The organism is Kitasatospora sp. NPDC002965 (assembly GCF_040611255.1).
Taxonomy (GTDB): domain Bacteria; phylum Actinomycetota; class Actinomycetes; order Streptomycetales; family Streptomycetaceae; genus Kitasatospora.
This window is the reverse complement of the sequence record NZ_JBEXNT010000010.1, coordinates 43199-64545: the sequence shown is the minus strand read 5'-3', so window position 1 is coordinate 64545 and position 21347 is coordinate 43199. Positions and strand designations below refer to the sequence as shown.

Sequence of the window (21347 nt, the reverse complement as noted above, 5' to 3'; positions counted from 1 at the left end):
CCCGGTCCCCACCTTCCAGGAACTGCAGGAACGGGCGCGTGCCGCCGCCGCGCCCAAGGCCTTCGGAGATGCGGACGCGGCCATCGTCTGCGACCGCCTGGTCCGCATCTTCAGCGCCCAGGGCGTCGAGGTGCAGGCCCTCCAGGGCCTGGAACTGACCATCCGGAAGGGCGACCTGGTCGCCCTGGTCGGCGCCTCCGGCAGCGGCAAGTCCACGCTGCTCACCATCCTGGCGGGCCTCGACGTGCCGACCGCCGGCACCGCGACGGTGGCGGGGTGCGACCTGCTGGAGATGTCGGCCCGCGAGCGCCTGCGCTACCGCCGCGAGGTGGTCGGCTTCATCTGGCAGCAGACCGCCCGCAACCTGCTGCCCTTCCTCACCGCCGCCGAGAACATCGCTCTGCCGATGCAGCTGAGCGGCAGCCGCTCCACCCGGAGCGCCTCCCGCCGCCAGGCGGCCCGGGTCGCCGAACTGCTGGAGGCCCTGGAGATCGGCGACCTCGCCCACCGGCGCCCCTCCGAGATGTCCGGCGGCCAGCAGCAGCGGGTCGCCATCGCGGTCGGCATGGCCAACAACCCGCCCGTGCTGCTCGCCGACGAGCCGACCGGTGAGCTCGACTCGGACACCGGGGCGAGCATCTTCGAGGCCTTCCGCACCGTCAACCGGGACCTCGGCGCCACGGTCGTGATCGTCACCCACGACCCGATGGTGGCCGGCGAGGTGCGGCGCACCGTCGCGATCCGCGACGGCCGGACCAGCAGCGAGGTGCTCCGCCGCACGCTCACCGACGAGCACGGCGAGGAGTCGGTGAACGAGACCGAGTACGTGATGCTGGACCGCACCGGCCGGGTGCAGTTGCCGGCGAAGTTCCTGGAGGCGCTCGGCATGGAGCACCGGGTGGCCGTGGAGCTCGCTCCCGACCACATCTCCGTCCGCCCGGACGACCTCGAAGGGCACTGAGGGCCGCGGCGCGGGCGCGGTGGAGTCGCGGCGGGCGCGGATGGGATACTGGACCGGGACGTTCCGGGGCGAGAGGTGGCGCGATGAGCAGCCGGGTGCGGGTGCTGAGGAAGCAGAACCGGCTCAGCCTGGAGGCGTTGGCGGCCAAGGTCGGGGTGACCAAGAGCTACCTGTCCAAGGTGGAGCGCGGCCTCAGCGACCCGTCGATCTCCACCGCGCTCAAGCTCGCGCACGCGCTGGACGTGGACGTCAGCCGGCTGTTCTCGGACGAGGTGGAGCCCGAGCTGGTGACCGTGGTGCGGGCCGGCGAGCGGACGCCGATGGCGGGGGGCACCGGCCCGGGGACCCCGCACTACGAGGGCATCGCGACCGGGCTGACCGGCAAGCAGATGGTGCCGTTCATGATGCACCCGCCGACCGAGCTGGGTGACTCGCCGTTCAAGTCCCACGCGGGCGAGGAGTTCCTCTTCGTCCACGAGGGGACGGTCGAGCTGGAGTTCCCGGAGCAGACCGTGCGGCTGGAGCCGGGCGACAGCGTCTACTTCAACTCGGCGCTGCCGCACCGTTGCCGCTCCACCGGCGCCGGGCCGGCCGCGGTCCTCGTGGTGATCCACGACGACCCGGCCGGCCCGGCGGACCGCGTTCCCACCCTGCCCTGACACGAGGACCCTGATGCGACGGCCCTCACGCGAGGTCCCGGGGGCGGGTCCCGGGGGCGACGGGCGTCAGCCGACCGCCGCGAGCAGCTCGGCCAGCCGGCCGGTCCGCTCCTCGTCCAGTGGCAGCAGCGGGCGGCGCGGCGTGCCGACGTCCAGCCCGCGCAGCGCCAGGCCGGCCTTGACGGTGGTGGGCAGGCCGCCGCGCAGGATGAACTCCAGGACCGGCAGCTGGCGGTAGAACACCTTGCGGGCGGTGTCCAGCTCGCCGGCCCGGACGGCACGGTAGAGCTCCAGCACCGGTTCGGGGATCAGGCACGGCGCCGCGGTGCACCAGCCGGCCGCGCCGGCGGCGAACGCCTCCAGCGCCAGCGGGTTGCTGCCGTTGTAGAACGGCAGTGCGCCGTCGGTGAGTTGGGAGAGCCGGTGCATCCGCTGCACGTCGCCGCTGCTCTCCTTCACCATGGTGATGTTCTCCACCCGGTCGACGAGGGAGACCATCAGCTCGGGGGAGAGGTCGATCCCGCTGGTGGCGGGGTTGTTGTAGATCATCACCGGCACCGAGACGGCCTCGGCCACCGTGGTGAAGTGCCGGATCACCTCGCGTTCGTCCAGCTTCCAGTACGACACCGGCAGCACCATCACCGCGTCCGCGCCCGCCTGTTCGGCGAAGCGGGCGCGCCGGACCGCGTTGCGGGTGGTGAGGTCCGCGACGCCGACGACCGAGGGCACCCGTCCGGCCACCGCCGCCAGCGCGGTCTCGGCGGCGGTGTACCACTCCTGGTCGTCGAGGTAGGCGCTCTCGCCGGTCGAGCCGAGCGGTGCGACGGCGTGGACGCCGGAGACGATCAGGCGGTCGACGAGGGCGGCGAGAGCGTCGGTGTCCACGCCGCCGTCACCGGCGGCGAACGGGGTCACCGGGTAGGCGATGATCCCTTCCAGGGTGAGGCTCGTCATCTCAGGCACCGCCGTTCGTGTCGTGGGTGTCGTGGGCGTGGGGGGAGTCGGGGGAGCCGGGCGGGACGAGTGCGTCGCCGTGGCCGGCCCGCAGGGCGCGCCGGGCGTAGTAGGCGAAGTTGGCCTGGCCCCGCTTGGGGGTGGAGGTCCAGTCGTGGGCCTCGCGGGCGAGCAGCTCCGGTATCTCCTGGATCCGGCCGGCCGCGGAGGCCAGCAGCTGGAGCCGGGCCGCCCGTTCGAAGAGCACGGCGAGGGTGCAGGACTCCTCGACGGTGCCCGTGGCCACCAACTGTCCGTGGTGGGCCAGGAGCAGCGCCCGCTTGTCGCCGAGCGCGGCCGAGATGATCTCGCCCTCCTCGTTGCCGACCGGGATGCCGGGCCACTTCTCGAGGAACGCGCAGTCGTCGTACAGCGGGCAGAGGTCCATGTGGGAGACGACCAGCGGGGTCTCCAGCATCGACAGTGCGGAGATGTGCAGCGGGTGGGTGTGGATGATGCAGTTGACGTCCGGGCGGGCCCGGTACACCCAGCTGTGGAAGCGGTTGGCCGGGTTGGCCATGCCCCCGCCTTCGAGGACGTTGAGGTCCTCGTCCACCAGGAGCAGGTTGGATTCGGTGATCTCGTCGAAGCCGAGCCCGAGTTGCTGGGTGTAGTAGGTGCCGGGCCGCTCGGCGCGGGCGGTGATCTGACCGGCCAGCCCGGAGTCGTGGCCGGCGTCGAAGAGGATCCGGCAGGTGAGCGCGAGCTTCTGGCGGACGGTCCAGTCGTTGTCGGGGATGGCGCTCTGCATCCTGCGGTGTGCGAGGTCGACCAGGTCCGCCTTGGCGGCGGTCAGGGTCTCGGCCATGACGGTGCTTCTCCTTCGTGCGGGGACACCGGGTCCGTCGGGGACGCCGGGGTGCGGCGCGCCGCCGGCGTGCGGCGCGTCGGTGTCGTGCGCCGGAGGATCGACGAAGGACACGTCGTTCACCTTAGGACACCTTGTGTCCTCGTGTCGACGCCGAACGGTCGGCGTACCGGCCGGCGTACCGGGTGCCCGGGCGCCGCCACCGAGGGTGACGGTCGGCGGAGGTGCCTGCCGGGGTCACCCGGCGGGGGCCGGACCGGTGGTCAGCTCTCCCCGCCCGTGCGCCGGATCAGTCCGGACTGCTCGGCGTCCTCGCGGAGACCGCCCCGGGGGGCGCCGCGGTCGGTGCGGTCGCCCCGGGCCGCGGCCGTGCAGAGGGCGAAGACGATCAGGGCGCTGGCCGCCACGGCGAGGATGCCGAGCGCGGTCAGGACGCGGAGCCAGGTCACGGAAGGTGCCTCCTGGAGGGCGGCGCGAAGGGTACCGCCGGGGATATCGGCAGACCGGCCCGCCAGGTCGAGTGTTCACGGGCGGTTCCGCATCGCGTCCGCCGCGCGAACGGTGGCGTGCGCGGGCGGTCGAAGCGCGGGAGGCGCACTATTCCGGCACGTGCGCCCCTGGTGGGACGGCCAGCGCCCGCAGGGCCCCGAGGTCCGGCTTGCCGGTCCCGGTGAGGGGGATGCCCGGCAGGACCAGGATCGTCGCCGGGTCGCAGAGCGGCCCGCTCCGGTCCCGCACCCACCGGTGCAACTGCTCCGCCGTCACCCCGCTGCCCGGCAGCACGGTCACGGCGGCGTGCGCCCGCTGGAGCCGGTCCGGTCCGGTCGTGGCGAACATGACCGCCGTCCGTACCGCGGGGTGCGCCAGCAGCGGTTCCTCGACGTCGCGGGGGAACACGTTGTGCGCGTCCACGATCGCCATCGGATCGCGCCGCCCCGCCACCGTCAGGTAGCCGGCCCCGTCCAGACTGCCCAGGTCGCCGGTGTCCAGCAGGCCGTCGCGGAGGACCCTGGCGGTCAGCTCCGGGTCGCGCCAGTAGCCCTGCATCGCGGTGGGCGTGCGCACCCAGATCCGGCCGGTCGCTCCCGGCGGCAGCGGCCGGTCCTCGGCGTCCAGGATCCGCACGTCGGTGTCCGGGAAGGGCCGCCCGGCGGTGGTCAACAGCCTCGGGTCGCGATGCTCGTCCGGCGTCAGCCTGGTCACCGGCCCGCACTCGGTCAGGCTGTAGGTCTGGTGCAGGACCGGGCCCAGTCGGCGCGTCGCCTCGGCCAGCCGGCCGGGCGTCGCCGGGCATCCGGTGTACGTGACCCGGCGCAGGCTGCCGGTGTCGGCCCGGTCCAGCGCGGGGTGGTCCAGCAGCCGGTACAGCAGGTGCGGCGGCAGGTAGATCCGGGACACCCGGTACCGCTCCACCGCCGCCAGCACCTCCTCCGCCGCGAATCCGTCCTGGAGTACCACCGTGCCGCCGGCCGCCAGCGCGAGGTCGGCCGTGGTGCCGCCGCCGTGGCAGAGCGCCGTGCAGAGCAGGAAGCACGTGGCGGCCACCAGCTCCGGCCGCGGCGGGCGGACGAACCGGCGCAGGACCCCCTTCGGCCGCCCGGTCGACCCTCCGGTGAACCGGACCGCCATCACGTCCTCGGGCCGGAACCGGGGCGCCACCGGCTCGGCCGGCAGCGGCGCGGCCAGCTCCAGCAGGTCCGTGCCCGGGCCGGTCGGTCCGAGCGCCAGCAGTTCGGCCGAGGGCAGTTCGGCCGCGATCCGCGCGGCGGCCGCGCCGAACCGCGCGGGATCGAAGACGAACGCCGCCGTTCCCGCCGACTCGGCCATCGCGATCTGGTCCGCCACCGGGCGGTCGGTGTAGAGCATCGCGACCCGGCAGCCGATCAGGTTGGCCGCCAGCCGCACCAGTACCGTCTCGGGGCGGTTCCCGGCCAGGACGGTGACGCCGTCCCCGCGCCGAAGGCCGGTCGCCAGCAGGGCCCGGGCCAGCCGGTAGACCCCGGCGAGGCACTTGGCCGCCGTGAGCGCCTCCGCCCCGTGACGCAGTGCCACCCGCCCCGGATCGCGCGTCAGCCCGGCCAGGACCAGCCCGGTGTACGTCGCCGTCCCCGCACCGGCCCCCGCGGCCTCCCGCAGTGTCCCCGCCACGTCCAGCCCTCCGCCCGCCGTGCACCGCCGTGCACCGCCGTGCACCCGCCACCCGTCCGCCGTGCGCCCGTCGTGCCGAGCCCGGCCCCGGTCGGCCCGCCGCTCACCGTGCCGAGCGGGTCGGTGAACTGATGGACCATCATGTCGGCCACCACCATAGAGCGCGCCTGCCCGGTATGTCCGGGCCGTCGCGGCGGAGGCGCCGGTCCGTGGCCGGTCCGTCGGTGGCCGGTCCGTCCGTGGCCGGTCCGGCGGACCGCACCGGCTTCGTGGGGCCGGCCCGCGGCACACCGCGGCACGCCACCGGAACCGGGGACCCGGCCTCCGACGTGGACTGTTGTGGATTGTTATCGTGCCGGGTCGGGCACGGACGGGAGGGCCGGCACCCTTCCCGCCCCCCAGGTCGGGGATTCCTCCCGTCCTGCGGGACGGACGCGCGCCCTCGGCCGGTTCGCCGGGGCGGGTTCCCGTTCCTCGGCCCGAATTCGGCGTGCGATCGCCACGCGAGGACGTGCCGGCCCTCGATGGGCGTACAGTCCGTCCGCCTGCCCGGCGGGCAGGATGCTTCGAGCAGCGTTGAGGTCAGGATCATGGAACACCCCACAGGCACGGCAGTCCCACCGGCGGCCCCGACCGGCGACGCGGTCCGTCCACGGTCCCGGCGTCCGCTCCGCCGCTCCCCGGATCCGGGCCGAGGACCCGCCGCCACGCTGAGGACGGGGGCACCCCCGTCTCCCCGGCCCGGCGGCGGGGGTCTCCCGGGAGAGCGCCGGTGAGCACCGTGGACGGGTCGACCGGCGCGGGTGGCCCGACGGCGGTCCGGCCGCGGACCGGCAGCCGGACGGGGCCGACCCCGGCGGCGGGCGTGGGCGTGGGCGTGACGATGGCACCGCGCGGGCTGGTCGACCTGCGCGGCGAAGCCGGCGAGCCGTTCGCCGTCGAGTACCCGGGCGACGCCGTCGTGGTCGTCTCCGGCCTGCCCGGGAGCGGCAAGAGCACGTTGCTGCGCCGGTGGTCCGCCGGGGCGCCGTCGGCCGCCACCGTCGACCCGAGGGCCGTCCACGAGGCCTGCGCCGCCGTCATGCCCGCGCGCCTGCCGTACGGCGTCTACCGGCCGTGGGCACGGCTGGAGCACGTGCGGCTGCTCCGCCGGTCGGTCTCCCGCGGCGGGCCGCTGCTGGTCCACGACTGCGGCAGCCGGGCGTGGATGCGCCGCTGGCTCGCCCGCTCGGCCGCCCGCCAGGGACGCGAGCTGCACCTCGTCCTGCTCGACGTCGGCGCCGCCACCGCCCTGGCCGGGCAGCAGGCCCGCGGCCGGTGGGCGCCCCGCCGAGCCTTCGCCCGCCATCGACGCGGCCTCGACCGCCTCGTCGCCTCGCTCACCCGGCACGCCCGCGGCGACGGCGCGACGCCCACGCCGGAGGCCGCGTCGGTGCTCCTGCTGGACGCGGCCTCCCGCTCACGGGCGGTGCGGGCACGGTTCGGACCGGGGCCGTCGGGCACGACGCCCGGAGCCTGAACGGGCCGCCCCGTCCCGGCTCGTCCCGCGCTGTCTCGCCCCGTCCTCGCCCCGTCCTCGGTGGGGCTTCGGCGCGGACGGGCGGGGCTCGGCGGCCGGGCGCCGGCCCGCCGGGGATCCGGCGGCGCTCGGAAGTGGTGGCCGTCACGGCGCCGCTCCGGCTGATGATCTGGTGGCGGGGGTGGTCGGGTGGGGAGACTGGGGAGAGAGATCACCAACCGATCCGTCCGCCGAGAGGGAGCCCCCGCATGCCCGGCCACACCGCCGTCGCCGAGAGCCTCTGGTTCCGCCGCTTCCACCCCGTCGACGCGGCGCCCGCACGGGTCGTGATCTTCCCGCACGCGGGCGGGTCGGCCGGCTACTTCCTGGAGTGGTCGGCGGCCCTCTCGCCCTACGCGGACGTGCTCGCCGTCCAGTACCCGGGCCGGCAGAACCGGTTCGGGGAGCCTGCGGTCGACTCGCTGGCCGTCCTCGCGGACCGGGCCTACCAGGCGCTGCTGGGCTGGGCGGACCGCCCGCTCACCCTCTTCGGGCACAGCATGGGCGCGTCCGTCGCCTTCGAGGTGGCGCGCCGCTTCGAGCGCGACGGGGTGGCCGGACCAGTGCGGCTCTGCGTCTCCGGCAGCCGCGCGCCCTCCGTGCCCCGGGACTCGGCGGTCCACCTGCTGGACGACGACGGCCTGCTCGCCGAGGTCGGCAGGCTCGGCGGCACCGACGGGCGCGTCCTGGCCGACCCCGAGCTGCGGGAACTGATCCTGCCGTCACTGCGCGGCGACTACACGGCCATCGAGACGTACTGCGCCGCGCCGGACGCGACGGTCTCCCTGCCGGTGACCGCACTGACCGGCGACGCCGACCCGCGCGCGACGCTCGACCAGGTCCGCGGCTGGGCGGCCCACACCACCGGCGGCTTCGACCTGAACGTGTTCCCCGGCGGCCACTTCTACCTCGCCGACCAGCGCGCCGCCGTGGTGGAGGTCCTGACCGCCCGTCTGCGGGGCTGACCCCGGCGTCAGACGGAGACCAGGTCGACGAGTCGGGCCAGGGCTGCCGCGAGCGCGTCCAGGCCCGGCCCGGCCGCCCCGCCGGGCTCGTCCATGTAGAGGTCGCGGCGGATCTCCACCATGAGCGCGCTGACGTCCGCCGTCCCGCCGTAGTACCGCAGCGGCACGTACGTCCCCGCGAAAGGGCTGTCGAGGCCGGTACCGCCGAACCCCGCGAACGCCCGCTGCGCCGCGTCGAGCAGCGGGGCGGGCGTGTGGCGGGCGTCGGTGCCCAGGCAGATCGGCGGCCGGGGGCCGTCGCCGTGGAGCTCGTACGGCAGGGCCTTCGTCGGGTACGAGTGGACGTCGACGACCACCGCGCGGCCGACCGCCGCGAGGCGTCCGGCGACCGCGGCCGTCATCGCCTCCGCGTACGGGTGGAAGTAGCGGTCGAGCAGCGGCCCTCCGTCGAAGCCGGCCGGGCGGAGGTCCTCGCGGTGGGTGGTCCGGGTGTAGACCGCCCCCATGCCGGCCGCGAGCATCTCCTCGCGCTCGTCGGGGAACCGCTCGGGGTCGACGACCAGCCGGGAGAGCCGGTTGACGAAGCGCCAGGGCGTCGACCCGGCGGCCTGCGCGGCCCGGTGGGCGATCTCCGCCGTGTGCGCGTCGGTGATGTGGTCCAGTTCGAGGGCGAGCTCCCGGTCGTCCAGCACGATTCCGGAGCGGACGTCGGCGGGTACCGTTCGGGCGGAGTGCGGGACGTGGAGGATCACGGGGGAGTCGGGCGATCCGGGGTGGAGCCGGAAGGGGCCGGCCACGTCGGGTGCCCCGGGTGTCCTGGGTGCGTCGGGTGCGTCGGTCATCTGTGCCTCGCTGCGCGTCCGGTGGTGCCACGGGGGTGTCACCGCCATCATGTCCGTCCGGGGCCGCCCCGATCACCCGATCAGCGGATCACCCGGCCGACCGGTCGTCCGATCCGCTCCGGCCCTTCGGAACTCCCCTGCGAGGCCCCGCTCAGGAAGCGGGGTCGATGGTGACCTTCACGTGCTTCATGATCGGCTGGTCGCTCTGGGTGCTGTAGTCGCCGAGCGCGCAGAGCACGTTCATCTCGGGCATGTAGCCGGCCGCGCACCCGCGGGGGATGTCGTACGGGATCGCGAGGTAGCCGTGGAGGGAACGCCGGCTGCCGTCCTTGGCGGTGCTGGTGATGTCGACGGGACCGAGGTCGGCGATTCCGCGGTCGCGCATGTCGGCGCGGTTCATGAAGACGAGCGTGCGCAGGTTCTTGACGCCCCGGTAGCGGTCGTTGTCGGAGTAGATGGTGGTGTTCCACTGGTCGTGGGAGCGCATGGTGCCCAGGGCCAGGGTGCCGGGCGCGGGCACGACGTCGGGCAGGGCGGCGGCGGAGAACTCCGCGCGCCCGGACGGCGTCAGGAAGACCAGCTCGCGGGCGGGCTGCCGGATGCGGAAGCCGAGGGGCAGGCGCACCCGGCGGTTGAAGTCCTCGAAGCCGTCGAGCGCCCGGGACATCGTGTCGCGGATCCGGTCGTAGTCCTCGACGTACCACTCCCAGGGCGTGGCGCTGTCGGGCAGGGCGGCACGGGCCATGCCCGCGACGATGGCCGGCTCGGAGAGCAGGTGCGGGGACGCGGGCCGCTTCATGCCGACCGACAGGTGGACCATGCTCATCGAGTCCTCGACGGAGGTGCTCTGCACGCCGCGGCGCTGATGGTCCTTCTCGGTCCGGCCCAGGCACGGCAGGACGAGGGCCAGGCGACCGTGCACGAGGTGGCTGCGGTTCAGCTTGGTGCTGACCTGGACGGTCAGGTCACAGGCCCGCAGCGCCTCGAAGGTGTACGGGGTGTCGGGCGCGGCGAGGGCGAAGTTGCCGCCCATGCCGACGAACACCGAGATCCCACCGCCGTGCATCGCCTTGATGGTGCCGACGGTGTCCAGGCCGTGCTTCCGGGGCGGCCGGATCCCGCAGACCTCGCCGAGGCGGTCCAGGAACTCGTCGGTGGGGCGGTGGTCGATGCCGCAGGTGCGGTTCCCCTGGACGTTGCTGTGCCCGCGGACGGGGGAGGGACCCGCACCCTCGCGGCCCACGTTGCCGCGGAGCAGGAGGAGGTTGACGACCTCCCGGACGGTGTCGACGCCGTGCTCGTGCTGGGTGAGCCCCAGGCACCAGCTGACGATGCTGCGGTCGGCCTCGCCGTACACGCGCGCCGCCTCCAGGATGTCGGCGCGGACCAGCCCGGACTGCCGCTCGATCTCCTCCCAGGCCGTGGCCTCGCACAGTGCGCGGTACTCCTCGAAGCCCGCGGTGTGGCGGTCGATGAACTCCCGGTCCAGCGCCCGGGGGTCGGTGGCGGACTGTTCCAGGACGGCCTTGGCCATGCCGCGCAGCAGGGCCATGTCGCCGCCGATGCGGGGCTGCAGGTTCAGGGTGCTGGTGAGGGTCGTGCGGTAGAGGCCCATGTCGAGGAAGTCGTGGGGGACGATGGTGCGGGTGGCCGCCGCCTCGACCAGCGGGTTGACGTGCACGATCCGGGCCCCGCGGTGGTACGCCGCGGCGAGGGCGGTGAGCATGCGGGGCGCGTTGGAGGCGGCGTTGACCCCCAGGATGAACAGCGCGTCGGCGGCCTCCCAGTCCTGGAGGTCGACGGTTCCCTTCCCGGTGCCGAGCGAGGCCTGCAGCGCGCGGCCGCTGGCCTCGTGGCACATGTTGGAGCAGTCCGGCAGGTTGTTGGTGCCCAGCTCGCGGGCCATCAACTGGTAGAGGAACGTCGCCTCGTTGCCGAGCCGGCCGGAGGTGTAGAACGCGGCCCGGTCCGGGTCGTCCAGCTCCCGCAGGGTACGGCCGACCAGCTCGAACGCGTCCTTCCAGGCGATCGGGACGTAGTGGTCCGAGGCGGGGTCGTAGACCATCGGTTCGGTCAGCCGGCCCTGGTTCTCCAGGTCGTAGTCGCTCCACCCGGAGAGTTCGGTCACCGAGTGCGCGGCGAAGAACTCGCGGCCGACCCGCTTGCGGGTCATCTCCCAGGTGACGTGCTTGATCCCGTTCTCGCAGATGTCCAGGTGCAGGCCCTTGGTGTCGTCCGGCCATGCACACCCGGGACAGTCGAATCCGCCGTTCTCGTGGTTCATCCGCATGATGGCCCGTGGGCTGTCGACCGGCGATCCCTTGCGGACCAGGAAGCGGCTCACGCTCTTGGCCGCGCCCCAGGCGGCGGCGGGGTGGTGGTAGGGACGGAACTCCGGCTCCCCCTCCGGCACGGGCCCGACCCGGGACTCCGTGGGACCGTCGGGCCCCACGGAGTCCCGGGGGGCCTGTTCGTCCTTGTCGGTGCTCACAGCTCTCCACCCTTCCGCCGTGCGGGGACCCTTCGGCCCCGCAGGTCACACCCCGCCGTCCTCGGCGCCGATCGACAGGACGACCGCGGCCGTCCGCCCTCTGGGCGTCTCGTAGTCGACGGTGTCGCCGGCCCGGTGGCCGAGCAGCGCGTGGCCGAGCGGGCTGTCGACCGTGACCAGCGTCTCGTCCAGCGCCTCGGCGACCTCGCCGACCTGGACGGTCATCTCCGTGCCGTCCTCGAACCGGACCGTGACGGTGCTGCCCACGCCGACCGCGTCGGTGCTGGGCCGGCCCGCGACGGCTGCCCCGTGGAGCCGTTCGTCGATCTCGGCGATCCGGCGGTCCAGGCGGTCGAGCTCCGTGGCGCGCTGCAACTCGTCGGCCTGGTCCGCCGGATCACCCACCTCGTCCCCGCTCCGCAGGGTGGCGGCGACCTTCTCGCGTTCGATGTGCAGGTCGGCGAGGTCCTGCCGGAGTGCCTCGCGGGCGACCTCGCTGATGGGCTCTGGTCCACCGGTCATTCCTGCTCCTGTCGTGCCGGGGGACGGGAGGTGTCTCCGGCCAATCGCAGAATTGGGGCCTTTTCGAAGATATCAGTCAAATCGCCACGCCGCGGCGGGGGTGGGGCCGTCGGGGCGAGGGGCTCGGCCGCCGCTCCCTTGCCCGCCTCCTCCGCCATCCCCGAGGCGTCTCCTCCGCCCTTCCTCCGGGCTTCCTCCCTCCTCCGTCCGGCGGGCGTGTGGTCGTTTTCGGGCGGGTGCCGGACGGGGGCAATCGGTGGGACATCAAAAGTTGACACGTTTGTGACAACGAGTCATGCGTAAAGCCTTCCCCAAATGCTCACGGTTCTGGCATGTTGCGTTCAAACCCCGTGTGATCCCCTCACGCACGGGTCGATCGGAGGATGCACGTGTCACCCCTGATATCCCGGAGCGCAGGCCGCCCCGCCGTCGCGCTCGCCCTGCTCGCCGCCGCGATCCTGGCCGCACCCGCCACCCTGGTCGCCGCGGCACCGGCCGCTTCCGCCGCCCCCGCCGTCTCCGCGAAGTTCGCCGCCGAGTCGGCCACCGGTCCGGCCGGGGCGCCGGGCACCACGACCGTCCTCGCGGCCCCCGCCGCCGCGACCGCGCCGCAGATCGCCGCGGGCTGGGCCGCCGGGACCCGCGCCTACCTGGTCATCAGCGCCCCCGCCGACACCGCCGCCGCCAGGACCGCGGTCACCGCCAACGGCGGCACGGTCTTCGCGAGTTACGACGCGATCGGCGTCGTCGTCGCGCACTCGACCTCCGGCACCTTCGCCGCGACCCTGCGCGGGGTGGCCGGAATCCAGCAGGTCGGTGCGACCCGGACCTCGGACGTCCCCGCCGACGCCTACAGCCCGGCGCTTCCCGCCAACCCCGGCCAGTCCGCGACCACGCTCACCGAGAGCAACCGCTGGGACATGACCCAGATCAAGGCCGACCAGGCCTGGGCCGTCTCCACGGGCTCGTCCGCGGTCAAGGTCGGCGTGCTGGACACCGGCGTGGACGACCAGCACCAGGACCTCGCGCCCAACTTCGACGCCGCCGACTCCGCCTCCTGCGCGTACGGCAAGGCCGACACCCGTACCGGTGCCTGGCGCGACGTCGACACCCACGGCACGCACGTCGCCGGCACCATAGCCGCGGCGAAGAACGGCAAGGGCGTCATCGGCGTGGCCCCCGGCGTCAAGATCGCCTCGGTCCGGATAGCCGAGCCGACCAGCACGCTGTTCTTCGCCGAGAACACCGTCTGCGGCTTCGTCTGGGCCGGTGACCACGGCTTCAAGGTGACCAACAACAGCTACTACACCGACCCGTGGCAGTTCAACTGCCCGGACAACGTGGACCAGGCGGCCATCATCGAGGGCGTCCGGCGCGCCCAGGAGTACGCCGAGGGCAAGGGCTCCCTCCAGGTCGCCGCCGCGGGCAACTCCAACTACGACCTGGCCAACAAGACGACCGACAGCGAGAGCCCCAACGACTCGACCAAGGTCACCCGGACCATCACCAACGCCTGCATCGACATCCCGACCGAGCTGCCCGGCGTGGTGACCGTCGCCGCGATGGCCAGCGGCACCGGCAAGGCGTCCTACTCCAACTTCGGCAGGGGCGTCATCGACGTCGCCGCGCCGGGCGGGGACGGCGCCACCGGCGTCTACTCCACGCTGCCGGGCGGCAAGTACGGCAGCAAGAGCGGTACCTCGATGGCCTCCCCGCACGTCGCCGGCGTGGCGGCGCTGATCGCCGGTGCCAACCCGACGTTCACCCCGGCCGACATCCGGTCCCGGCTCGCCACCCAGGCCAACGACGTGGCCTGCCCGGCCTCCGACAGCCGTTGCACCGGGACCACCCCCAACAACGCCTTCTTCGGCGAGGGCCAGGTCGACGCGCTGAAGGCGGTCGGCGGCGGCACCCCGCCGACCGGGAAGTACTTCGAGAACCTGACGGACGTCGCGGTCGCCGACAACGCGACCGCGGAGAGCCCGATCGCCGTCACCGGGGTCGCCGGCAACGCCCCCGCCACCCTCAAGGTCGGCGTGGACGTCAAGCACACCTACCGCGGTGACCTGGTCGTCTCCCTGGTCGCCCCGGACGGCACGGTGTACCTGCTGGAGGACTTCGCGAACAACGACAGCGCCGACAACGTCGTCAAGACGTACACGGTGAACGCCTCCGCGAGTCTCGCGGCCGGTACCTGGAAGTTGCGGGTGAAGGACGGCGCCTCGGGCGACGTCGGCACGATCGACGCCTGGAACCTCACCTTCTAGCCCTTCCGCACCTCTGCCGTCGCCTGCGCTCCGCCGCCTCCCGGGCGGCGGAGCGCAGGTCGTCGGGGCGGGGCGGCGCCGGCCGGGCCCGGACGTCGGGCGGCCCGGCGCCCCGTCGGATCAGGGCGTCGCGGGTCCGGGTGCCACCGGCCCGGACAGCGCGGGCCCGGGCGCCGGCGGGCCGGAGTACCACGTGGCGTCGTCGTCGTCCGAGGTGAAGCTCGTGGTGACGGAACTGGTCACCCCGGAGATCAGGCCGAGCAGGAGGAAGACCACCAGCAGCGCCCGCCCGCCGCCGCTCATCACCAGGGGGCGGGTCGCCGAGACCCGGGCGCCGGGCGCCCGGCCGAAGGCGCCCTGTGCGGACAGCGGTGTGCCCGGCTCCTTGACGCCCGGTGCCGAGGCGCCCGACGCCGGTACCACCGGGACCGGGACCGGCCCGTCGGGCTCGTCACCGAACAGCCCCTTCGGGTAGGCCGAGGTGAGCATCAGCAGGTAGGCCATGTAGCGCATCCGGTAGCGCAGGATCGCGGCCGTCGCCTCGAACAGCGGCTGGGGCATCCGCCCCAGGATCAGCACCACCAGCCAGCTGATCCACCCGACCACCCACCACCCGGCGTAGAGCAGGCCCTGGACGATCGCCGCCGGGATCACCAGGATCAGCCGGAAGAACACCGCGAGACGGTTGAGCTCACCGGGCCGCAGCTCCACCTGGACGGGGTAGTCCGGGGTCCGGAAAGCGAACGGCGGATAGCGGTCGACCGTCAGTAGCAGGTAGGCGTTCACCCGGGTCTCGTACGGCACGTACGAGGAGAGGTAGTCGGCGGCGAAGACCGGCAGCCGGCCCAGGACCAGCGCGCCGAACCAGCCGACCACCGCGACCAGGAACGCCACCACCGACAGCACCCAGACCACGATGAACTGCGGGATCAGCAGCAGGACACGCACCAGCACGGTGAGCCGGTTCTGCGGTCCCGGCGCCGGAATGTCCAGGGCCGGCAGCCACTCGCTCGGATGGGGGGCGGGGGTGGGGGGTGCCTGCCACATCCGTGCCTCCAGGTCTCGACGCCAGGCGTGCGCGGCCAACCCGCCGCGTGCTCCGAAGATCGCAGCAGCCCGCCGCCCCCGCGCGCTGTACTGCGCCGCCCGGGGGACGGCGCGGTCGGTGAAACGGTCATATTCCTGTGCGACAGGGTGACGGATCGGTCGGACAGCGGTCTTCGACAGCAGGAGAACGAACGTCTGCGGCCGGTTTCGAACAGCCGGTTCGGGGTCGAGGAGTCGCGCGGCAGCATCGACGTGACAGCGCGGGGCCGTCCCGGCCGGGTGCTCTGTCATGTCCAGGACGTACAGTGCCCGCCGCGGGGGTTCCGGTTTGCCAGCGATCGACGACCACGACCACCTCTCCGACGGGGGCGGCCCCGCCGACCTCGCGGACTTCGACGCCTTCCTCCGGGTCTCCGCCGAGCTGACCGGCTTCGACGAGGCCGAGCTGCGCGCGACCGGTATGGCCGACGAGCATCACCGCACGCTCCTCGCGCACCGGGCCCGCGACGAACACGCCCTCCTCCGCCTCTGGTACGTCGGAGCCTGGCCGGACGAACCGCCCTCCTCGCCCCGCGCCTACGACCAGGGACTGATGTGGCGGACCTTCCACGGCGCCCCGCCCGGCTCCACCGCCCCCGGACACGGCAGTTGGTCCGAAGCCCCGAACGGCGGCGGTGACCGGTGAACCGCCGACCGGCAGGCCGGGACCAGGACGTCATCGTGGTCGGCGCAGGGTTCGCCGGCTCGCTGGTCGCCCACCGACTCGGCGCGCAGGGCCACCGGGTCCTCGTCCTGGAGGCAGGCCGCCCCGTCCCGGACGCGGTCGCGACCACCACCGCGTACCGCGCGGCCGGCGGCGGCGCCCCCACCTCCCCGTACCCCCTGAGCGAGGACGCCCCCTCTCCCGACGTCACCGACCTCGTCGGCCTTCCCGGCGGCGGCTTCACCGCGACCGGACACCTCGTCCAGCACGGCCCGCTGCCCTACGCCAGCGGCTACCTGCGCGCCAACGGCGGCACCGGACTGCTCTGGACCGGCCTCACCCCGCGCATGCACCCCGAGGACTTCCGCACCGCCGACCTCGGACACGGCCGTAACTGGCCGATCGGCTACCACGACCTCGAACCGTACTACCGCGAGGCCGAGCAGGAACTCGGCGTCGCCGCCGACGCCGGGCAACAGCGCCACGCGGTCGGACTCCCCCTCCCCGAGGACTACGCGTTCCCGATGCGGGCCATCCCCGCGAGCCACCTCGACCGGACCGTCGCCCGCGCCCTCGACGGCCGGACCGTCCGCGATCCGGCGATGACCGAGGACGCCCGGCTCGCCGTCACCGCCACCCCGCACGCCCGCAACGGCCGGACGACCGCCCGGCCGGATGGCACGTCCGGTCCGGGGGACCGGCACGGCCCGCTCTGCCGGGGCAGCGCCGGCTGCGTCCCGGTCTGTCCGACGGGGGCGAAGTACACGCCGCTGCGCACCCAGGCCCGCTGGGCGGCCACGGTCCGACTGCGCACCGACGCGGTGGTGAGCCGGGTCCTCGTCGACGGCACCGGCCGCGCCACCGGTGTCGAGTACCTCGCCGACGGCGCCGTCCACACCGCGGAGGCCGACCTCGTCGTCCTCGCCGCCCACGCCGTCGAGAACGCCCGGCTCCTGCTCCTCTCCGGCCTCGCCGAACGAAGCGGCCAGGTCGGCCGAAACCTGATGGACCACCCGGCGCTGCTCACCTGGGGCCTCATGCCCGAGCCCGTCGGCCCCTACCGGGGGCCCGGGTCGACCAGTGGGCTGGAGTCCTTCCGCTTCGGTCCGGCCCGCACGCGCCGGGCGCCGTACCGGGTCGAGATCGGCAACTGGGGCTGGTCCTGGGCCGTCGGACCGCCCCAGGTCGAGGTCGAGGGGCTGCTCCGTGCGGGTCTGCGCGGGAAGGAGCTGCGGCATCGGCTGGGTGACCGGCTCGGCCGTCAGTTCTCCCTCCAGTTCGAACTGGAGCAGCCGGCCGACCCGGCGAACCGGGTCACCCTCGACCTCGACCGCCGGGACCGCCTGGGCCTGCCGCGCCCGGCGATCCGCTACGACCTCTCCCCGTACGTCCGGGCCGGCATGGCCTCCGCCCGCGCGGTCTCCGACCAGCTCTTCGCGCTGCTCGGTGCCGAGGACCACACCCGCTACGAGGCGGGCCCGGGCTGGCCCGGCCGGCTGGAGCACGAGGGCCGCAGCTACGCCTACCGCGGCGCCGGCCACGCCGGCGGCACCCACGTCATGGGCGACTCGCCGGCCACGTCCGTGGTCGACCAGTGGCAACGCTGCTGGGAACACCCCAATCTCTACGCCGTCGGGTGCGGCTCCATGCCCTCCCTCGGCACGTCCAACCCCTCGCTCACCATGGCCGCGCTCGCGCTGCGCAGCGCCGACCGGATCCACCAGGACCTGCTGGCGCTGCGGGACCGGGCCACGCTCTCGGCGCCGTCGACCGCCGTGCCGCCTGCGGCACCGACCGTTGACGGTGCGCCACTCGCCGCACCGTCGCCGACCGGACCGCAGCCCGCTGTCCCTGGCATTCCCGCTGCCGTTCCTGCCGTTTCTCCGTCCGCCGTCGTCCCTTCGGCCCGTCCGTCGGCCGCACCTCTCCGGGAGTCCCTGTGACCGGTCTGCCTCTCCCACCCGTACCGGAGCCCTACCACCTGCCGTTCCACTACGGCGCCCTGCACAACATCGGCGTGGACTACCTGGTCGAGCCGGGGCCCGTTCGCGAACTGCTCGCGAAGCGCCACCCCGCGCTGGCCGCCGCCGAGTTCGGGGACCGGGCGTGTGTCTCGCTCAACTACCAGCTCTACTTCGCGCAGTACCCCACCGGCGGCGGCATCACCGAGGAGGTGGAGATCAACGTCATCGCCTACCCCCGGAACGCCGCCGACCGGCTCCCGGCCGTCGGCTACGGCGAGTACGCCCGCGGCTACGACCGGACCGGTCTGCTCGGCATCGCCCGCCTCCACGTGCTCTGCGACAACCCGCTCGCCATCGACGCCGGCACCCGGCTCTACGCCGAACCCAAGTACCCCGGCTGGTTCGTGACGGTGCTGCCCTCGCTCAACGCGGCCGCCGTCCACGACCGCTGGTCCTTCTCCTGCCGCCGGGCGGCCCTGGAACCGGTCCGGACGGACGCCGCGGACGGACACGACGGGCCGGGCGGACAGGACGGACGGGACGGTGCCGACGCACCGCGCCGCCTCCGGCGGTACGACGAGGAACTCCTCGCGGTCGAGGCCGACCTCGCCGGACTTGACGGCGAGCCGGTCGTGAACACCCCGATCACCGGGTACGGCACCGACCAGGAGGGCAGGCTGCTGGCCGGGCCGCTCATGGTGCACCAGCCGTACCGTTTCCACCCGCTCGACGACCGCACCGCCGGACGGATCCGGCTCACGCTCGGCGACCGGACGGCGGAGGCCGTCGGAGACCTCGCGCGGCTGGTGGGCGAGGCGCCCGCCGCGGGGGTGTGGACGTACCAGTCGGCCCCGGTGGCCGCCCACCACCGCGCCTACTACCTGCCCTGAGGTCCGGGCCGGGCGTACGGTCCGGACCTCGCCCGTCGCCTGCCGGCGTGCCCGGACGGAGGGCGCACCGGCAGGCGCGCAGGGGCGCTGGGTACCGGGGTGCGGGAACGGAGGCGTGCGGGCGTCCACAGGAACAGGCCGGCCGTTCGGCTCAGGCCGGCTCAGGTGAGGCCCGAGCGGTGCCCACCGCCTCCTCCTCGACGGCGGGGGCCGTGGGGCCGTCCGTCGCCGACCGGGCCCAGCGGCCCGCGAGCAGCGTGCCCACCACGAGCTGCAGCTGGTGGTACATCATCAGTGGCAGCACCAGGAGGCCGGCCTGCGGGCCGAACAGCACGGTGGCCATCGGCAGCCCGCCGGCCAGGCTCTTCTGCGAACCGCAGAGTACCGCCGCGATGCCCGAGCCCCGGTCCAGCCCCAGGAGCCGGACGCCCAGCGCGGCGCAGGCGAGGGTGGTGGCGAGCAGGAGCAGCAGGACCGCCGCCAGGCCGAGCAGGACGGTGGGTGTGACCGTGTGCCAGATGCCCTGTTCCACCGCGCTGCTGAACGCCGTGTAGACGACCAGCAGGATCGAGCCCCGGTCGACCGGGGTGAGCACCCGCCGGTGGCGGCTCAGGAAGGCGCCGATCCACGGGCGCAGCAGCTGCCCGACGACGAACGGCGCGAGCAACTGGGCACAGATCCGCACCAGGCCGTCCGCCGACAGGGCGGCGCGGGCGCCGAGCAACCAGGCCGCCAGCAACGGGGTCAGTACCAGACCGGCCAGGCTCGAATACGTCCCGGCACAGATCGCGGCGGGTACGTTGCCCCGCGCGGCGCCGGTGAGCGCGACCGAGGACTGGACCGTCGACGGGACCAGGCAGAGGAACAGCACCCCGGCCCGCACCTGCTCGGTGAGCGGGACGGGCGTCAGGATCGCCGTGGCGACCCCGAACAGCGGGAACACGACGAAGGTGCAGACGAGTACGAGCCCGTGCAACCGCAGGTGCCGGAGTCCGGCGACCGTCTCGCGGGCCGACAGCCGGGCGCCGTAGAGGAAGAAGAGAAGGCCGACCGCGAGGTCGCAGGCCAGGTCGGCGCCGCGCGCGGCGCGTCCGGTGGCGGGCAGCAGTGCGGCGAGCAGCACCGCCCCGGCCAAGGCCGCCACGTAGGGATCGAGGGCGCGCCACCAGGGCCGTGGTGGGCCCGCGCCGCCGGGTGCCGGGCGGCCCCGCGCGTCCGGTGGCGGTGCCCGGTGCCGACGGGCCGCGTTCACGTCTCCCCCTCCGCCTCCGGGCCCGTCGCGGGCACTCCCAGCAGACCGGTCGCCAGGACGACGCCGCCGTCGTGGTCGCTGCCGGCCGAGCCCCGACCGGTCTGGAGGTTGGCCGTCCGGTCCACCTCGACGATCGAGTCGATCCTGGGGTTGTCGATCACGGTGATCAGGCTCCGCTCCGCCGCCGCCGGGACGGCGCAGCCGAGCACCGCCCAGGCACCGGCCAGTCCGGCGGCGGCCACGTGCCGCCGCCCCCGGCGCGGCCGGGCGGGCCGGCCCGGGCCAAGGCCCTTCACACGCCCACCTCCTCGCGGACGTGCGGCCGTGCGATGTTTCGCTCCAGCAGTTCCGTGGACTCGCGGACACCGATCTCGCGCCGCTGCCCGACCGGGGCCGGGAGCCGGCCGTCCGCCCCCTTGAGGCCGGCCAGTGCCTCGTCCATCGCCTGATGGGCGGCGAACAGGCAGGGGGTGCTGTAGATCGCGACGTCGACCCCCAGATCGCCGAGCTCCGAGAGGGAGAGCCGCGGTGACTTGCCGCCGGCGATCTGGTTGAAGAGCAGCGGTTTGTCGCCCACGACCTGCCGGATCCGTCGGATCCACTCCTCGCTGCGGACGCCGTCGACGAGGACGACGTCCGCGTCCGTGGCGGCGAGCGCCTCCGCCCGCCGGAGGATGTCGGACTCCTCGGTGGCGTCCGTCCGGGCGACCACCACGAGGTCGGTGCGGGTGGCGAGCACCTGGTGCAGTTTCTCCAGGTACTCGTCGAGCGGGAGGACCTGCTTGCCGTCGGCGTGGCCGCACCGCCGGGGCCGCTTCTGGTCCTCCAGGATCACACCGGACGCGCCGATCCGCTCCAGCCGCCGCACCACGTGGCAGGCCACCTCGGGATCGACGTAGCCGTCGTCGATGTCGACCAGCAGGTGGTGCTGCGGAAAGGCGCCGCGCAGCCGCTCCACGAAGGCGACCATGTCCGGCCAGGCGATGAATCCGATGTCGGGCAGGCCGTAGTAGGACGCCGCGAATCCAAAACCGGAGACGAACATTCCGTCGTAGTGTTCGGCTGCGATCGATGCGGAGTACATGTCGTAGACGCCGATGAGCGGGGTCGTTCCCGGGGTGGCGATCCGCTCGCGCAGCCGCTGTCCGTGACTTGCGGCCGCGATGCCGCTCTCGTGAAGGTTCTCGTGTCGCAACGCCATCTCCTCACTTGCGGGACCCGCACGCGGGACGCACGGGACTTTGCCATAAATTGGCCATTCCTAGGGCCAACTGAGG

19 protein-coding genes are annotated in these 21347 nt (G+C 73.9%); 8 read left to right on the top strand and 11 right to left on the bottom strand.

The window, feature by feature from the left end:
* The first annotated feature begins 22 nt into the window (after positions 1–22).
* Positions 23–961, top strand: coding sequence for an ABC transporter ATP-binding protein (locus ABZY91_RS06910; protein ID WP_329875821.1), 939 nt, complete (start codon positions 23–25; stop codon positions 959–961).
* Between the two features lie 83 nt (positions 962–1044).
* Positions 1045–1620 (top strand): XRE family transcriptional regulator, encoded by a 576-nt coding sequence (locus ABZY91_RS06905; protein WP_329875733.1) that lies wholly within the window; start codon positions 1045–1047, stop codon positions 1618–1620.
* Between the two features lie 66 nt (positions 1621–1686).
* Here the strand turns inward: ABZY91_RS06905 and ABZY91_RS06900 are convergent, their stop codons facing one another.
* The 4 genes from ABZY91_RS06900 to ABZY91_RS06885 form a co-directional block, all read right to left on the bottom strand.
* Positions 1687–2574, bottom strand: a complete 888-nt coding sequence (locus ABZY91_RS06900) for a dihydrodipicolinate synthase family protein (protein WP_355400361.1) — start codon at positions 2572–2574, stop codon at positions 1687–1689.
* 1 nt (position 2575) lies between these two features.
* Complete coding sequence (locus tag ABZY91_RS06895) at positions 2576–3544, bottom strand: aldolase (protein ID WP_355400359.1); 969 nt, start codon at positions 3542–3544, stop codon at positions 2576–2578.
* 140 nt (positions 3545–3684) lie between these two features.
* Complete coding sequence (locus ABZY91_RS06890; protein WP_329950555.1) at positions 3685–3870, bottom strand: hypothetical protein; 186 nt, start codon at positions 3868–3870, stop codon at positions 3685–3687.
* Positions 3871–4018: 148 nt separating this feature from the next.
* Positions 4019–5569 carry an AMP-binding protein gene (locus ABZY91_RS06885; RefSeq protein ID WP_355400357.1) on the bottom strand — a complete coding sequence of 517 codons (1551 nt, stop codon included), beginning with the start codon at positions 5567–5569 and terminating at the stop codon, positions 4019–4021.
* 772 nt (positions 5570–6341) lie between these two features.
* Between ABZY91_RS06885 and ABZY91_RS06880 the strand changes: the two genes are divergently transcribed.
* Both ABZY91_RS06880 and ABZY91_RS06875 read left to right on the top strand, forming a co-directional pair.
* On the top strand, positions 6342–7088 hold the full coding sequence (locus tag ABZY91_RS06880) for an AAA family ATPase (protein WP_355400355.1): 747 nt from the start codon (positions 6342–6344) through the stop codon (positions 7086–7088).
* 248 nt (positions 7089–7336) lie between these two features.
* Positions 7337–8092, top strand: a complete 756-nt coding sequence (locus ABZY91_RS06875) for an alpha/beta fold hydrolase (protein ID WP_355400353.1) — start codon at positions 7337–7339, stop codon at positions 8090–8092.
* Positions 8093–8100: 8 nt separating this feature from the next.
* Here the strand turns inward: ABZY91_RS06875 and ABZY91_RS06870 are convergent, their stop codons facing one another.
* From ABZY91_RS06870 to ABZY91_RS06860, 3 genes are all read right to left on the bottom strand, one after another.
* Positions 8101–8934, bottom strand: coding sequence for an N-formylglutamate amidohydrolase (locus ABZY91_RS06870; RefSeq protein WP_355400351.1), 834 nt, complete (start codon positions 8932–8934; stop codon positions 8101–8103).
* 151 nt (positions 8935–9085) lie between these two features.
* On the bottom strand, positions 9086–11386 hold the full coding sequence (locus tag ABZY91_RS06865) for an FdhF/YdeP family oxidoreductase (protein WP_355400436.1): 2301 nt from the start codon (positions 11384–11386) through the stop codon (positions 9086–9088).
* Positions 11387–11470: 84 nt separating this feature from the next.
* Positions 11471–11947 (bottom strand): GreA/GreB family elongation factor, encoded by a 477-nt coding sequence (locus ABZY91_RS06860; RefSeq protein ID WP_329875747.1) that lies wholly within the window; start codon positions 11945–11947, stop codon positions 11471–11473.
* 455 nt (positions 11948–12402) lie between these two features.
* Between ABZY91_RS06860 and ABZY91_RS06855 the strand changes: the two genes are divergently transcribed.
* On the top strand, positions 12403–14214 hold the full coding sequence (locus tag ABZY91_RS06855) for a S8 family serine peptidase (RefSeq protein WP_355400434.1): 1812 nt from the start codon (positions 12403–12405) through the stop codon (positions 14212–14214).
* Between the two features lie 120 nt (positions 14215–14334).
* Here ABZY91_RS06855 and ABZY91_RS06850 read toward each other — a convergent pair whose 3' ends face one another.
* Complete coding sequence (locus ABZY91_RS06850) at positions 14335–15261, bottom strand: DUF4389 domain-containing protein (protein WP_355400349.1); 927 nt, start codon at positions 15259–15261, stop codon at positions 14335–14337.
* A gap of 328 nt (positions 15262–15589) precedes the next feature.
* Between ABZY91_RS06850 and ABZY91_RS06845 the strand changes: the two genes are divergently transcribed.
* The 3 genes from ABZY91_RS06845 to ABZY91_RS06835 are packed head-to-tail and all read left to right on the top strand — an operon-like array spanning position 15590 to position 18818.
* On the top strand, positions 15590–15946 hold the full coding sequence (locus ABZY91_RS06845; RefSeq protein ID WP_329950559.1) for a hypothetical protein: 357 nt from the start codon (positions 15590–15592) through the stop codon (positions 15944–15946).
* Positions 15943–17907: an FAD-dependent oxidoreductase gene (locus ABZY91_RS06840; RefSeq protein WP_355400347.1), complete on the top strand. Its 1965-nt coding sequence runs from the start codon at positions 15943–15945 to the stop codon at positions 17905–17907. Before ABZY91_RS06845 ends, ABZY91_RS06840 begins: the two co-directional genes overlap by 4 nt.
* Positions 17904–18818 (top strand): hypothetical protein, encoded by a 915-nt coding sequence (locus ABZY91_RS06835; protein ID WP_355400345.1) that lies wholly within the window; start codon positions 17904–17906, stop codon positions 18816–18818. The genes ABZY91_RS06840 and ABZY91_RS06835 overlap by 4 nt, the downstream gene beginning before the upstream one ends.
* Positions 18819–18969: 151 nt before the next feature.
* Here the strand turns inward: ABZY91_RS06835 and ABZY91_RS06830 are convergent, their stop codons facing one another.
* From ABZY91_RS06830 to ABZY91_RS06820, 3 genes are all read right to left on the bottom strand, one after another.
* The gene (locus ABZY91_RS06830; protein ID WP_355400343.1) at positions 18970–19962 is read right to left on the bottom strand and encodes a bile acid:sodium symporter family protein; all 993 of its coding nucleotides are present in this window, start codon (positions 19960–19962) and stop codon (positions 18970–18972) included.
* Positions 19963–20066: 104 nt separating this feature from the next.
* Positions 20067–20366 (bottom strand): hypothetical protein, encoded by a 300-nt coding sequence (locus ABZY91_RS06825; protein WP_355400341.1) that lies wholly within the window; start codon positions 20364–20366, stop codon positions 20067–20069.
* Positions 20363–21265, bottom strand: a complete 903-nt coding sequence (locus ABZY91_RS06820) for an isocitrate lyase/PEP mutase family protein (RefSeq protein ID WP_355400339.1) — start codon at positions 21263–21265, stop codon at positions 20363–20365. Before ABZY91_RS06820 ends, ABZY91_RS06825 begins: the two co-directional genes overlap by 4 nt.
* Positions 21266–21347 lie beyond the last annotated feature (82 nt).

Bases quoted from the DNA above. Each gene is read 5' to 3' on its own strand.
- ABZY91_RS06905 (WP_329875733.1), top strand. From the start codon at position 1,045: ATGAGCAGCCGGGTGCGGGTGCTGAGGAAGCAGAACCGGCTCAGCCTG.
- ABZY91_RS06900 (WP_355400361.1), bottom strand. From the start codon at position 2,574: ATGACGAGCCTCACCCTGGAAGGGATCATCGCCTACCCGGTGACCCCG.
- ABZY91_RS06875 (WP_355400353.1), top strand. From the start codon at position 7,337: ATGCCCGGCCACACCGCCGTCGCCGAGAGCCTCTGGTTCCGCCGCTTC.
- ABZY91_RS06870 (WP_355400351.1), bottom strand. From the start codon at position 8,934: ATGACCGACGCACCCGACGCACCCAGGACACCCGGGGCACCCGACGTG.
- ABZY91_RS06860 (WP_329875747.1), bottom strand. From the start codon at position 11,947: ATGACCGGTGGACCAGAGCCCATCAGCGAGGTCGCCCGCGAGGCACTC.
- ABZY91_RS06850 (WP_355400349.1), bottom strand. From the start codon at position 15,261: ATGTGGCAGGCACCCCCCACCCCCGCCCCCCATCCGAGCGAGTGGCTG.